We start from the raw sequence: 15,602 nt of genomic DNA, 5'->3' as shown, positions 1-15,602 counted from the left end.
TGTTTAATATATGGAAAGACCACCGATCGGTGGTCTTTCCTTTTTGATATGAAGCATATTAGTCAATTATTAATTCTTTCTTAGCAAAACATTAATGTATTTGGTGTCTGCCATGCCAAGGAATTATTTATATTACTCCTGCTATTGAAAAAAGAAATGAAAGGACAGTTCTGGATAATTTTTGGATTCTTGTCTATCTTGATAAGCTGCGGCACTCAAGAGCAGCAAACATTATTTGTTCTCAAGGACGCCAAGCACACAGGCATCACCTTCAACAATAGCCTAAAACAGACCCCGGATCTCAACATCCTAAACTACCTATATTTTTATAATGGTGCAGGAGTATCTGCGGGCGATTTTAATGGAGATGGATTGGTGGATCTATACTTCACTTCCAACCAAGGTGAAGATAAATTATATCTAAACCAAGGCAACCTTACCTTTAAAGATGTAACCGTTGCATCAAACCTAGTGAACGATACTGGCTGGACCACCGGCGTCACCCACGCCGATGTGAACAACGACGGCCTTCTGGATATATACGTTTGCAAAGTGGGAGACCACGAGACCATTCGCGGTCAAAACCTGCTCTACATAAATCAAGGGAACAACTCAAAAGGCATTCCCATATTTAAAGAACAAGCTGCCAATTATGGGCTCGATTTTATTGGCTACTCCACACAAGCTGCTTTTTTTGATTATGACTTGGATGGTGATTTGGATATGTACCTTATGAACCACTCGGTAAATCCAAACCGCTCCTATGGCAAAGGAAGCAAACGTAAAATCGTAGATTCCATGTCTGGTGATATTCTTTTTAAGAATGAAAATGGAAAATATATCAACGTATCAAAAGAAGCGGGCATCTTCCAAGGAACCATAGGGTACGGATTGGGACTCGCTATAAGTGATATCAACAACGATGGATACCCCGATATTTACATCGGTAACGATTTTTTTGAAAACGATTACCTCTATATCAACCAAAAAGATGGTACGTTTAAAGAGATTATTTCTGAAGATGATACGAAACTAGGCCACACCACCCATTTTTCCATGGGTAATGATATCGCCGACATTAATAACGATGGTTTGACGGACATTTTATCCCTGGACATGCTTCCAGAAGATTTGGAGGCCTACAAAACATCGGGGCTGGAACACCCCTACCCTGTGTACCAACAATACCTAAAAAACGGGTTTGCCCCCCAATACATGTCAAATGCACTACATTTAAATTTAGATGGCGAAAACTTTGGGGAAATTGCGAATTTGAGTGGTATCGCAGCCACTGAATGGTCGTGGGGAGCCCTTTTCGCAGATTATGACAATGATGGCTTTAAGGATCTATTTGTTTCCAACGGAATTCAAGGCGTCACCAACGATATGGATTATATCAATTATATATCCAATGAGGAAATTCAAAAAAACATAGAACAAGGCTTGTCCGACAAGGATATGGAACTTATCGACCGTCTGCCCAAGAAAAAAGTACAGAACTATTTCTATAAAAATAAAGGAGGTACAGAATTCGAAAATGTCACGGCCACCTGGGGACCTCAAATAGACTCATACAGCAATGGCTCCGTGTATACCGATTTGGATAACGACGGCGATTTGGATTTGGTGGTCAACAATGTGAACCAAGAAGCCTTTATTATGGAGAACACCCTAAAGGGTGGCAATTTCCTTAAAATCCAGTTTGATGGGAGTCCTAAAAATAAATTTGGCATCGGTGCAAAAGCAATTGTTTTTGGTAAAAATGGAAAATCGGTCCAAGAAAATATCCCCACCCGTGGATTTATGTCGGCCAAAGACAACAGTCTAAACTTTGGTGTCGGCAAAGATTCCATAATTGATTCCATTCAAATTGTATGGCCACAAGGAACCTTTGAAACCCTAAAACATGTAAAAGCAAACCAAATATTAAAGGTTTCGCAGTCCAACGCATCTGGCGACTACTATGCAACAAAGCATAACAAAACAACATCCAACTATACGACATTAAATAAATTGGACTTTGTCCATAAAGAATATCCAACCTTGGATTTTGACCGAAATCCGCTTATCCCATTTGCCTATTCCAATGAAGGCCCGTCTATCTCCGTCGCAGATATCAACAACGATGGCTTGGATGATATCTTTATCAGTGGGGGTAAAAAACAAGCTTCAAAACTGTACCTACAAGATGATGAAGGTAAGTTCAAAGAACATCAAACTGATATTTTTGAAGAAGATGCCATCAACGAAGATACCGACCACGTGTTTGCGGATATTGATAATGATGGTGACCTTGATTTGATCGTGGTCAGTGGCGGCAATGAGTTCACCAATGGAAAACCATTGCAACCCAGGCTGTACCACAACAATAACGGTACATTTTTAAAAGAAAAAACTTTGGCACAAGTTGAAATCAATGCATCTAAAATAGATGCTATGGATTTTGACAACGATGGCGACTTGGACCTGTTTATCGCTTCCAACGCTGTACCAACTCAATTCGGAGAAAAGCCAAAGCAATTCCTTCTAGAGAATGATGGAACAGGAAACTTTAAAGAAGTAACCCCTTCCTTTGCTCCAGAACTTCAAGATGTTGGAAACATAAAAGACTTTGTGTGGAAAGATATTGATGGCAACGGATTCCCAGACCTTATCGTAGCCGGACATTGGACTCCAGTAACCATCTTTATGAACAACGGGGAACAGCTTTCTTCTCAAAAAGATAACGGACTTGACAATACAAATGGATGGTGGAACAGCATTGAACTTGCAGATTTGGACAATGATGGCGATTTGGATATTCTTGCAGGTAATTGGGGTCGTAACACAAAATTCAGCGCATCCCTGGAAAAACCCATCACCCTATACATCAACGATTTTGACAACAACGGATCCATTGAAACCGTAGTGACCCATTTTCATGGTGAACGAGAGACCGCTTTTGCTTCCAAAGATGAATTGGCCAAGCAAATGCCCTTTTTAAATAAAAAATTCCTCTTCTACAAAGATTTTGCAAAAGCCTCACTAGAAGAACTTTTTGGGAAAGATAAATTAGAAGAAGCCACCAAAAGAAAAGTGTACACTCTAAGCACTTCCTATTTTGAAAATGACGGCAATAACAACTTCTCGGAGAAGCAATTACCCCACTTGGTGCAATCCTCATCCGTAAACGATATTTACTTGGTAAAAAACGATAAAGAAACGATTAATGAAATATTAATGGTGGGCAATAATTTTGAGATAAGTACCCAACTTGGTAGATTGGATGCTTCACACGGATTTTTATTGCAGAATGATGAACACGGCAATGTGGGTTGGAAGCAAAACTTGGGAATATCCGGTGCCGCCAGAAAAATTGAAAAAATAACAATCAATGGGAAAGAAGAGTTCATCATAACGATGAACAATGACGCTCCCGCTTTTTTGGTCAAAAAACAGAACGATAAATGAAACTGAAAATTATAACCATAGGGCTTCTGCTCATAGGCGTAGTGGCATGTAACAATAAAAAAGCTGCCCAATCGGAGGAAGAAGTGAAATCCGAAACACTTTTCACCCTTTTGGAGCCAGAGGAAACAGGTGTTACGTTTATCAACAAGGTAGAGAACAAGAAAAATTTCAACATATTCAAATACCGGAATTTCTACAATGGAGGTGGTGTGGCAATTGGTGATATCAACAACGATGGGCTACAAGATATTTACTTGACCGGGAACATGGAACCCAACAGACTTTACCTGAACAAAGGCAACATGAAGTTTGAGGATATCTCCGAAAGTGCAGATGTTCTGGGCAACAAACCATGGTCCACAGGTGTAGTTATGGTAGACATTAACCATGATGGCCTTTTGGATATTTATGTGAGTAATGCAGGGAACATGGAAGGTAACAACCATGATAATGACCTTTACATCAACAACGGAGACCTAACCTTTACCGAGAAAGCCGAAGAATACAATCTGGCCAAAACGGGATTCACTACCCATGCCTCCTTTTTTGATTATGACAAAGACGGTGATTTGGACGCCTATATTCTGAATAACAGCAACATTCCCGTGAGCAGTTTAGGCTACGCCGAACAACGCGAAGTAAGGGCACAAGATTGGGAAGGGGTACCCGACATTTTTAAAGGCGTTGGGGATATGCTCCTAAGAAACGACAACGGCAAGTTTGTAGATGTTAGCGAGGACGCTGGAATCTACGGTAGTTTGATTGGTTTCGGGCTTGGAGTCCTGGTTACGGACTTTAACGGTGACCTGTATCCCGATATCTACGTATCCAATGATTTTTACGAGAGGGATTACCTTTATATCAATCAAAAAGACGGGACATTTTCCGAGGAAATTAATGACTGGGCCTCTCATTTGAGCCTTTCCGCCATGGGTATCGACATCGCCGACATCAATAACGATGGACACAACGATATCTTTATTACCGACATGCTACCGGAAAAAGAGCAAAGAGTAAAATCTGTGATGGAATTTGAAGGCTACAATGTTTTTAACCTGAAGCAGAACAAGGATTTTGGTCAGCAATACATCCAAAACACCCTGCAACTCAACAACGGGAACGGTACATTCTCCGAAGTGGCCTATTACAGCGGTGTCGACGCTACCGACTGGAGCTGGGCCGGACTTATGTTCGATATGGACAACGATGGGCTCAAGGACATATTTATCACCAACGGTATCAACCACGACCTTACCGATTTGGATTTTGTAGATTTCTTTGCCAACGAAATAGTGCAAAAAATGGCACTGACAGGTAAAAAAGAATCCATTGATTCGATCATTAGCAAAATGCCTATCAAGCCGCAGCCGAACTACGCCTACAAAAATAATGGGGACATATCCTTTACCAACGCCAACAAAGAATGGGGATTTGAGCTTCCATCACGTTCCAATGGAGCAGCCTATGCAGATTTGGACAATGATGGTGACCTGGACCTAGTAATCAACAATGTGAATACACCAGCATTTATCTATAGAAACAACGCAGAATCGCAATTGGACAACAATTACATCCAATTAAAGTTCAAAGGTCCGGAAAACAATCCATTTGCCGTGGGCACCTTGGCCAAAATTTATTTTGATGGCAACATCATAAACCAAGAATTGATTCCATCAAGAGGTTTCCAATCCTCCATACAATATGATATGACCATTGGTCTGGGAAAATCGGAACAATTGGACTCCTTGCGTATTGTTTGGCCGGACGAACGTACACAAAAATTTGAAAATGTAGCGGCCAATCAAATGGTGACGCTGGATCATGCCAATGCCACAGAAACCTATACCATACCTAAAAAAGAATCCAAAAAATCCTTTCTGAAAGAAATCGACGCGGATAGGGTATCAACACACAAAGAGGATAACTATAACGATTTTGACTACGAAGGACTTATTTCCCACAAGCTTTCCCAAGAAGGCCCATCGTTAGCTGTTGGTGATGTAAACGGGGATGGCAACGAGGACTTCTTTATCGGAGGGGCAAAAGGACAACCTGGAGCTCTCTACATACATACAGGAAATGGAAATGTTTCACCAAAAAAGATTGCTGTTTTTGAAGAAGATTTGGAATTTGAGGATGTCGCGGCAGCATTTTTTGATGCCGATGGTGATGGTGATCTCGATTTGATTGTAGGTTCCGGTGGAAACAACGTTGGTCTGGAAAGAAATTATAGAGCACGCCTATATTTGAACGATGGCAACGGGAACTTTTCAAAATCAAAAAACGAACTACCATCAACATTTAAGAACATCTCCACCATCTCTCCTTATGACTATGACGATGACGGGGATATGGACCTTTTTATAGGGTCGCGCAGTGTGGTAGGGGCTTATGGCATAAATCCAGATCATCTCCTTTTGGAAAATATGGGGGACGGTACCTTCAACAATGTTACCGAGCGCTTGGGGTACGACCTAAAAGATGCGGGGATGGTAACCGATTCCAAATGGGAAGATATGGATGGTGATGGTAAAAAAGACCTAATTGTTACTTCGGAGTGGGACACCCCGAAAATTTACAAAAACACCGGCAGAAGGTTATCCAAAATGAACAGTTCGCTGGATAGTCTTTACGGTTGGTGGAACACGGTGGAAGCTGCAGATTTGGATGGCGATGGGGACCATGACTTAATTTTGGGCAACCAAGGCTTGAACCTTCACTACAAACCAACGGATTATGCCCCAATGAAATTGTACATCAATGATTACGACAACAACGGAACCATTGAGCAAATCATGACCATACAAGAAAATGGTGGTGATTACCCCATTCATCAAAAGAGAGAGCTTACGGAACAATTGCCATCGCTTAAAAAACAAAACCTTAAGGCATCCGACTATGCTGGCAGAACCATTCAGCAACTTTTTCCCAAGGAAGTAATGGACAAATCCATTGTAAAGAGAGTAGAAACCTCTGCATCGGTAATAGCAATTAACGAGGGGGGCGGAAAGTTTACCATCAAAAATTTACCGCCAAGAGTGCAACTTTCCTGTGTCTGTGACATCACTTGTACCGATGTAAATAATGACGGCAATTTGGATTTGATTATGGCGGGCAACAACTATGAGTTCAAACCACAGTTCTCAAGATTGGATGCAAGCCAAGGGAACCTGCTATTGGGCGATGGAAAGCTTGGTTTTACCTGGCAAGACTATGAAACCAGTGGGTTCAAAATCAGGGATGAAGTAAAATATTTGAAGCAGTTCAAGGATAAAAACGGTAAAATTTATGTTATTGCGGCCGTTAACAACAAAAAACCAAAGATTTTTGCTTTAAATGAATAGATTTGCCACCATATTACTTGTAATAGTCCTTTTGGTTTCATGCAACAAGGAAGGTAGTCTGTTTGAAAATCCAGAACCTCAAAAAACGGGCGTGGATTTTACCAATACGCTTACCTCTTCCGAAGACTTGAGCATTTTAGATTACCTCTATTTCTATAACGGAGGAGGTGTGTCCGTAGGCGACATCAACAACGACGGTCTGCCCGATATCTTCTTTACCGGGAACCAAGTCAAAAATAAATTGTACCTCAACAAAGGTGATCTGAAATTTGAAGATATTTCAAGTGCTGCCGGAATCCAAGGAAACAGCGATTGGAACACCGGCGTTACCATAGCCGATGTGAACGGGGACGGATTCTTGGATATTTATGTTTGTGCGGTGGTGGGCATCAACGGGTTTAACGGTTTCAACGAACTGTACATTAACAACGGGGACAATACGTTTACCGAAAGCGCCGTCAAGTACGGTCTGGATTTTGATTCGTACAGTTCCAATGCCGCCTTTTTTGATTATGACCTGGATGGTGATCTGGACATGTACCTGCTCAACCATGCCGTACATACCCAAAATTCCTTTGGCCGTTTTGATTTAAGGTATGAGCGCCGTTATGAAACAGGGGACAAATTGCTTCGCAACGATAATGGCAAGTTTAAGGATGTTAGCGAAGAAGCAGGCATTTATGGGGGTATCAACGGTTATGGCCTTGGTTTGGCCATTGCCGATTTTAATCAAGATGGATACCCGGATATTTATGTGGGCAACGATTTTCATGAAGACGATTATTATTACCTCAACAATGGTGATGGCACCTTTACCGAAAGTTTGAAACAATATTTTGGACACACCTCTCGGTTTTCCATGGGCAACGATGTGGCCGACATCAACAACGATGGGCGACCTGATTTACTATCCTTGGATATGCTTCCTGAAGATGAAGTTGCTCTAAAATCTTCCGAAGGTGATGATAACGTCCAAACCCAAAAAATGCGAATAGACCGTTTTGGGTACCATTATCAGTTTACCAGAAATATGCTGTTCGTCAACCAGCCCGATGGAAACTTTATGGAAACTGCATTAATGAGCGGTATTGCGGCCACCGATTGGAGCTGGAGCGCTTTGTTCGGGGATTATGATCTCGATGGGCATCAAGATGTGTTTATTTCCAATGGAATTCCGAAAAGACCCAATGACCTGGATTTCATCAAATTTGTGTCCAACGACCAAATTCAGCAAAAGATAGACAATACCAAACTTGTAGACCAGCAAGCTTTGGAGCTGATGCCATCAGGAAATGTACATAATTATGTGTTTCAAGGCAGCGAAGAACTTCATTTTGAGAACATGTCCAATAAATGGATTATCAAAGACACGCTTGTTTCTGGAGCCACCGCAATGGGCGACCTTGATGGCGATGGCGACCTAGACTTGGTTACGAACAACATCAACCAGCCCGCATCCTTGTATATCAACAAAACGAACGACAAGGGCAATTACTTAAAACTGAAGTTCAATTACACCGAGAAAAATATTTTCGGGATTGGAACCAAGGTTTATTCCTATCAAAATGGTAACCTACAATTCAAAGAATTGTTCCCAACACGAGGTTTTCAAGCATCTTCTGAACCAATGATACATTTTGGTTATAAAAATGTATCAGAAATAGATTCGATTAAAATCATTTGGCCGAACAAGACCAATCAGGTATTAAAAAATGTAGCCGTAAACCAAACGCTTACGGTAGAACCAAAAAACACTAGACCTTTTGATTACCATTCCCTTCGGGAAACTAAAAAACCGTTGTTCAGTCCAGTCGACGGCAACCTAGGTTTGGATTTTACGCATACGGAGGACAATTATACCGACTTTAACCGCGAAAAAATGATACCCTACCAAATATCGGATAGAGGACCCGCATTGGCCATAGGTGACTTAAGCGGGGATGGAATAGACGATATTTTCTTCGGAGGTTCCAAATACGAGCCTTCACAAATCTTTGTACAGCAGGATTCCATTTTTGTGAACCAAAAAATGGAAAGCATCCAAAAGGATTCCATTTATGAAAATGTTTCGGCAACCATCGCAGACTTTAACAACGATGGCAAAAATGATCTGATCACCACCTCAGGCGGTGGCGATTTTTACGGAAAATCCGAACCATTGATGGATTCCTATTACATTCAAAAAGATACCGTTTTCACAAAGGCAGCGCTTCCAGAATTTTATCAAAATTCGTCAGTCTTAAGGCCCTTTGATTTTGATGGTGATGGTGATCTGGATGTTTTTGTAGGCGGACACACAATTACCGCCAAGTTTGGAGCGCCGGCCAGTTCCTATTTGCTTGAAAATGATGGTGGAAGTTTCAAAGTCAACAAAAATTTTGAAGCGTTTTCCAAAGGAATGGTCACCGATGCCCTTTGGAGCGATTTTGATGGTGATGGGATTACAGACCTGATTCTCGTTGGGGAATGGATGTCGCCCAAGTTTTTGAAATACCAAAATGGTTCTTTTAACGAAGTAGAACAGGATAACATTTCTGGACTATGGCAAACTATTGAAGCTTTTGATATAGATGGTGACGGGGACATGGATTATCTGCTTGGCAACTGGGGCACCAATTCCAAGTTTAAGGCTTCAGAGGAGCATCCCATGAAGCTATATTTTAACGATTTTGATGACAACGGCCAAACAGAGACCGTAACCGCCATGGAGAAAAACGGTAACTATTATCCATTGGAGACATTGGATGGCTTGGCATCACAACTGGTATACCTTAAAAAGAAATATACCACCTATAAATCCTTTGCCGGTAAAACCGTAGAGGAAATTTTTGGGGAAGATGTATTGGATTCGTCTACCCTATTGAAGGTAACTACGCTAAAATCAGGTTATTTACGAAATGATGAAGGTAATTTTATCTTTATACCCTTCAAAAATGAGCTTCAAGTATCCCCTATTATGTCGTTTTTAGTAGCTGATTTTGATGGTGATGGAAGTACCGAGGTGCTCATTGGCGGTAATTACTTTGGCGTGAAGCCTTATCACGGTAGGTTCGATTCGTTTCCAGGTGCGCTCATCCAAAATGAAAGCAACATTGTTTTGGGCAATCAATTGGGATTGGATTTCACCAAAAAGTCAATTCGACATTTAAAAACAATTACACTCAATAATAAAAAATATTTGTTAGCTGTCTTCAATAATGATAAAGCACAAGTCTATAAAATCAATGATTAATCGCAAGGCCATGAAAAAAAGAATAAGTTTAATCGCCGCACTGTTGTTGGTTTTGGCATCATGTCAAAAAAAACAGGAACCCGTTGAAGTCTCCCCGGAAGAATTTCATGCATCCGTGGACAAAGTGATCGAAATAATGATCCATGACATATTCTCGCCTCCAGTGGCCAGTAGAATATTTGCATACTCCAATATTGCAGCATACGAAATTGTAGCCAAGAAAAACGATACATACAAATCCTTGGCAGGTCAGGTAACCGATCTAAAAAGTATTCCAGACCCAAAAAACAGTGAGAATGTCAACTACGAAATGGCTGCCTTGATCGCTCACATGGACATTAGTAAAAGGCTTATTTTTTCTGAAGAAAGAATGGAAAGCTTTAGAGATAGCCTTTATACCATTTGGATGGACAAGAACGAAACCGTTTTTAACGCCAGTAAGGAGTACGGATTGGAAGTGGCCAACTTTGTTGGGGAATGGATGGACAAGGACAACTACAAAGAGACACGTACCATGCCCAAGTTCTCCGTGGACTCTGACGATCCATCGCGATGGCAACCCACTCCCCCGGCCTATATGAACGGAATTGAGCCACATTGGGAGAAAATCCGTCCCTTCGCAATCGACTCCGCGCAGCAGTTCAAACCCATTCCGCCGCCAGAATTCTCCATGGAAAAAGACTCTGATTTTTACAAAGAGGTAATGGAAGTTTACGAAGTGCGAAAAAGTATGATCGGGAAAGGTGACAAATCCGAGGAAATTGCCATCGCACAGTTTTGGGATTGTAATCCTTATGTTTCAGTAACCCGAGGACATTTGATGTTCGCGACAAAAAAAATTACACCTGGAGCACATTGGATAGGCATTACCAAAATAGCATCCCGAAAAACAGATGCTGATTTTGCCAAAACCATTTACGCTTATACCAAAACTTCCATTGCAATAGCAGATGCCTTCATAAGCTGCTGGGACGAAAAATACAGAAGTAATCTTATTCGTCCGGAAACTGTGATCAACGAGTATATCGATGACAGTTGGGAGCCTGTACTGCAAACGCCTCCGTTTCCAGAATATACCAGCGGGCACAGCGTGGTATCAGGTGCAGCGGCCATAGCCCTAACCGATATCTTCGGTGACAACTTTGCCTTTGACGACGACACCGAAGTGGCCTACGGCCTTCCGGTGCGTTCCTTCACCTCTTTTAAACAAGCATCCGATGAAGCGGCATTGAGCCGAATGTATGGGGGAATCCATTATCGTGCGGCCATTGATGTAGGTATAAAACAAGGTAGAGATCTAGGGAAATTTATAGTGGACAAATTGGATATGACAAAAGGCTAATCCGTATTTTTGCTCCTTAGTTATGAGGAAGATTATTTCTATAGTCCTAGCCCTTGTGGTAGGAGCGGTGTTGTGGTATTTATTTTTAAAGCCCCAGGATTACCAGGTTAATTTTAAGGCAAAAGCCATTCCTGGAACCATATTCGAAACCGTAAAGGCTTGGAACAATGGCTTTGACTCGGTAGTCCCTGTGGATTACATCAATCCCAGTCATTTTGTGCAAACTGTGTTGGTAAACGATTCCATTCACGTTTACGAATGGGAAATAAACCGAGTCCACGATTCGTTGAGTGAAGTTCAGGTAAATATCAAGGATGTCAATAATTCCGTTGGCAATAGGATTGCTGTGCCTTTCTCCGATACGGATTTTGAAAAAGGCTCCAGAAAATTGCTTTTGGATTTCAACAGTTTCCTAAACGAACATCTGGAAGGATTCAACTATTCCATAGAAGGAGAAGCGGAGATATTTTCCTCATTTTGCGCTTGCGTCAAACTAAAAACAACGCCCGAAAACAAAGCCAAAGGGATGATGGCCAACTATAACTTTTTAGATGGAATCCTTGCACAAAATCAAGTCCAATTGAACGGCCCTCCTTTTGTTGAAGTATTGGATTGGGATTTGGAGAACAACAGTCTTTCCTATAATTTTTGTAATCCCATCATCCGATCGGAGAAACTTCCGAACCACCCGGATATTGAATACAAGCGCATCTTTGGTAAAAACGCCCTCAAAGCGGTCTACCATGGCAACTATATTACTTCTGACCGTGCTTGGTACGCACTATTAGATTATGCCAAAGAAAATAATATACCCGTAGAGAAAAAGCCTATCGAGGTATTCCATAACAATCCCAATATGGGAGGGAACGAATTGAAATGGACCACTGAGGTGTTTATGCCCATAAAAGAATCCGATGAATAAACTTGTACTGGCTTTTTTACTGATCGTAGCACAAGCCTGTGCCCAAAAAACCTATTTGGGCGAACTGGACCAATTGGGCAAATTTCCGTCCAAGCTTAAAGAAGTTTCCGGAATGGAGATCGACAAAGAGAGCAAAATCTGGGTCATCGAAGATAGTGGCAACAAGGACAATATTTACAGGGCGGATAAAGATGGTAATATCCAGGAATCTTTGGAAATAGACCATGCTAAAAACAAAGATTGGGAAGATTTGACCATGGATGCTAACGGAAATCTATACATCGGAGATTTTGGCAATAACAAGAACGCTCGTGAGGATTTGGTCATTTATAAAGTGCCAAATGATGAAATGGACAAAAAAAAGCCCAATGCCGATAAAATTGAGTTTCGATATCCACAGCAAAAAGATTTTCCTCCCAAAAAAGACAGTCTATATTTTGATACAGAAGGTCTTTTCCATTTAGATGACCATTTGTACATCTTTACAAAAAATAGGACGAGACCTTATTCAGGAAAAACCTTGATATATAGAGTACCCGATACGGAAGGTGAATACGAAGCAGAGTTTTTGGGGGCTTTGTTCCTTTGTGCAGATCAAGACCATTGTTCGGTAACCAGCGCCGACATTTCTCCCGATGGCAAAACCATTGCCCTGTTAACCTATGGTTTCGTGTTTTTGCTGACGGATTACAATACTCCAGATTTTACCAAATCATCCATCAGAATCATTGACCTACAAACCAACACTCAGGTAGAATCGATCTGTTTTTATGATAATGGTACACTTTTGATTGCTGACGAGGAGAACCATTATGGAGGTCGGAAGCTTTACGAACTGAAGCTGGATTAAAATCCAAAAAATTAAACTACAGACAAACCTTGAACATTTGGGCCTATATTTAGAAGTCATTAACCCATTGAGCATTTTGAACATAAAACTTAGTTCTAGGCCTCAGTTCGAGTGATTTTGAGAAACGAAAAATCGTATCGAGAACCTTTTTTAGATAAAAATTCTTTTTCTCAATACAAATTTCACTCATGCTGTCTTGAAATTCACTCGAAATAACGAATTTTATCAAAATGCACAACGGGTAAGTCATTATATTTTTTGTGACTTCAAAACATTTCTTGGGACAGGACACACCAAATCAACCACTTAATAAATTGTTCAATTTGCTTTTACTCATTTTATTCTTGACATTTGGGCACTATGATTCCCAAACAACAACATAGCCTACAGCTATTAAAAGAGCACTTTGGTTTTGATACTTTTTTACCCAATCAGCAAGCCATTATCAACAGTATTATCGAAGGAAAAGATCTTTTGGGCATAATGCCTACAGGTGGCGGAAAATCGGTTTGTTTTCAGTTACCCGCAATTCTGCTTCATGGAACGGCCATCGTGATCTCACCCCTGATCGCTTTGATGAAGGACCAAGTGGATGCCCTGCAGGCCAACGGTATCCCTGCGACATTCTACAATAGTAGCCAAGTTGCGGAAGTGCAGAGCGAAATCCTAAAAAAGCTTCGGTCAACTGAAATCAAACTCCTGTACGTAGCACCCGAAAGCCTGCCGCATTTAATGCCGTTTTTAAACGAGGACAATGTAAGTTTGTTCGCAGTCGATGAAGCACACTGTATTTCGGCTTGGGGACACGATTTCCGCCCAGCTTATACACAATTGGGCAAGCTGAAGGAGGTTTTCCCCAACGTTCCCATTGCGGCCTTTACCGCCACGGCCGACAGTGCCACGCAAGACGACATTCTCAAACAGCTCAACATAACAAATGCCGAAAGGCACATTGCCTCCTTCGATAGGAAAAACTTATTCCTTGAAGTGCGTCCGGGCACCAACCGATTCCCGCAAATAGTCCGATTTTTGGAGCAGCGCAGAGACCAAAGTGGAATCATCTACTGCCTAAGCCGAAAAGGTACTGAAAAACTCGCCGAAAAATTAAACAACAACGGATTCAAAGCACAAGCATACCATGCCGGAATGGATACTGAAGCCCGTAATCAGGTACAGGAAGACTTTGTCAATGACCGCACACCTATAATCGTGGCCACCATTGCCTTTGGGATGGGCATTGATAAAAGCAATGTACGTTGGGTAATCCATTACAATATGCCCAAAAACATAGAGAGTTACTATCAGGAAATTGGTCGTAGCGGTCGCGACCGTTTGCCTGCACGCACCTTGTTGTTTTACAGTTTTTCCGATGTTATACAGCTGCGCAAGTTTATAGAAGAATCGCAAACAAAAGAAGTGCAACTGGCCAAATTGGAGCGTATGCAGCAGTTTGCCGAGGCCCTGAGTTGTCGCCGTATTGCCTTGTTGAACTATTTTGGCGAGCATGTTTCAGAAAATTGCGGTAATTGCGATAACTGTAAAACACCGCCCCACTTTTTTGACGGCTCTATCTTGACACAGAAAGTCTGTTCGGCAGTGTATCGATTAAAAGAGCAGGTGGCCATGACCATGCTGGTGGATGTGCTTCGCGGCGCTCAAAATGTACAAGTGTTCGATAAAGGCTATCAAAACATAAAAACCTACGGTACGGTAAAAGATGTCTCTTGGCAAGATTTGCAACAGTATATCATCCAAATGGTGAATCAGGGTATTTTGGAAATCCGCTTTCACGAGAACGGACGTTTGTTGCTCACACCTTTGGCCAAGCAGATTTTATTTGAAGATCGAAAAGTCCAGCTCGCCACACTTCAAAAAGCAGAAAAAACAACCCAGGGCAAACGTACCGAAAAAACACAAGCAGTTGGTTTGTTCGATAAATTGAAAGCCCTTCGTACAGAAATAGCCATTGAAGAAAACATACCCGCCTATATCGTGTTCAGCGATGCCGCTTTGCGCGATATGGAAGCCAAACTCCCCGAAACCGAAACCGATTTTATGCAGGTAAGTGGTGTGGGCGAAGCAAAAAAAGACAAATATGCCACATGTTTCCTTAAAGTTATCAACGCTTGGGCAGCCTCCAAGAAAAGTACCCAAGAACTCTCGTTTTCACTGTTTGAAAAAGGTATGACAGTAGCCAATATTGCCACACAGCGGGAATTGAAAGAAGATACCGTATATGGCCATTTTCAAAAAGCGCACGAAGAAGGTAAGCCTATCGATCTATACCAATTTATTTCCGAAGAAGAGGTTAGGAAAATACAAGTTGCCAAAACCGAGCTCGGTGATCAGGTTGAAGGGGTAAAATCTTACTTTATGTATTTTGAGGAGCAGATTCCTTACTGGAAAATCAGAATGGCACTGTATCTTTTGGAAAACAAAAGTTGATGGCTATTGAAGTATTT

The 15,602-nt window shown here is 41.5% G+C and carries 7 protein-coding genes; all 7 read left to right on the top strand.

Annotation, left to right across the window (positions count from 1 at the left end; all coding sequences use genetic code 11):
* The first annotated feature begins 144 nt into the window (after window positions 1–144).
* Window positions 145–3,450, top strand: coding sequence for a VCBS repeat-containing protein (locus J4E06_RS04505; RefSeq protein WP_349522850.1), 3,306 nt, complete (start codon window positions 145–147; stop codon window positions 3,448–3,450).
* On the top strand, window positions 3,447–6,794 hold the full coding sequence (locus J4E06_RS04500; RefSeq protein ID WP_349522849.1) for an FG-GAP-like repeat-containing protein: 3,348 nt from the start codon (window positions 3,447–3,449) through the stop codon (window positions 6,792–6,794). Before J4E06_RS04505 ends, J4E06_RS04500 begins: the two co-directional genes overlap by 4 nt.
* Entirely contained in the window at window positions 6,787–10,026 is a 3,240-nt protein-coding gene (locus J4E06_RS04495; RefSeq protein WP_349522848.1) for a VCBS repeat-containing protein, read from the top strand. Before J4E06_RS04500 ends, J4E06_RS04495 begins: the two co-directional genes overlap by 8 nt.
* Before the next feature lie 10 nt (window positions 10,027–10,036).
* Complete coding sequence (locus J4E06_RS04490; RefSeq protein WP_349522847.1) at window positions 10,037–11,368, top strand: vanadium-dependent haloperoxidase; 1,332 nt, start codon at window positions 10,037–10,039, stop codon at window positions 11,366–11,368.
* Window positions 11,369–11,390: 22 nt separating this feature from the next.
* Window positions 11,391–12,290, top strand: a complete 900-nt coding sequence (locus tag J4E06_RS04485; protein ID WP_349522846.1) for a GyrI-like domain-containing protein — start codon at window positions 11,391–11,393, stop codon at window positions 12,288–12,290.
* Window positions 12,283–13,140: a hypothetical protein gene (locus tag J4E06_RS04480; RefSeq protein ID WP_349522845.1), complete on the top strand. Its 858-nt coding sequence runs from the start codon at window positions 12,283–12,285 to the stop codon at window positions 13,138–13,140. Before J4E06_RS04485 ends, J4E06_RS04480 begins: the two co-directional genes overlap by 8 nt.
* A gap of 360 nt (window positions 13,141–13,500) precedes the next feature.
* Window positions 13,501–15,585, top strand: coding sequence for a DNA helicase RecQ (gene recQ / locus J4E06_RS04475; RefSeq protein ID WP_349522844.1), 2,085 nt, complete (start codon window positions 13,501–13,503; stop codon window positions 15,583–15,585).
* The last annotated feature ends 17 nt before the right edge of the window (window positions 15,586–15,602 follow it).

Origin of the sequence: Allomuricauda sp. NFXS6, from assembly GCF_040148835.1 — a bacterium.
In the GTDB taxonomy this organism is placed as follows: Bacteria; Bacteroidota; Bacteroidia; order Flavobacteriales; family Flavobacteriaceae; genus Flagellimonas.
The sequence above is the reverse complement of the archived record's forward strand: the minus strand, read 5'-3'. Positions and strand labels throughout refer to the sequence as shown.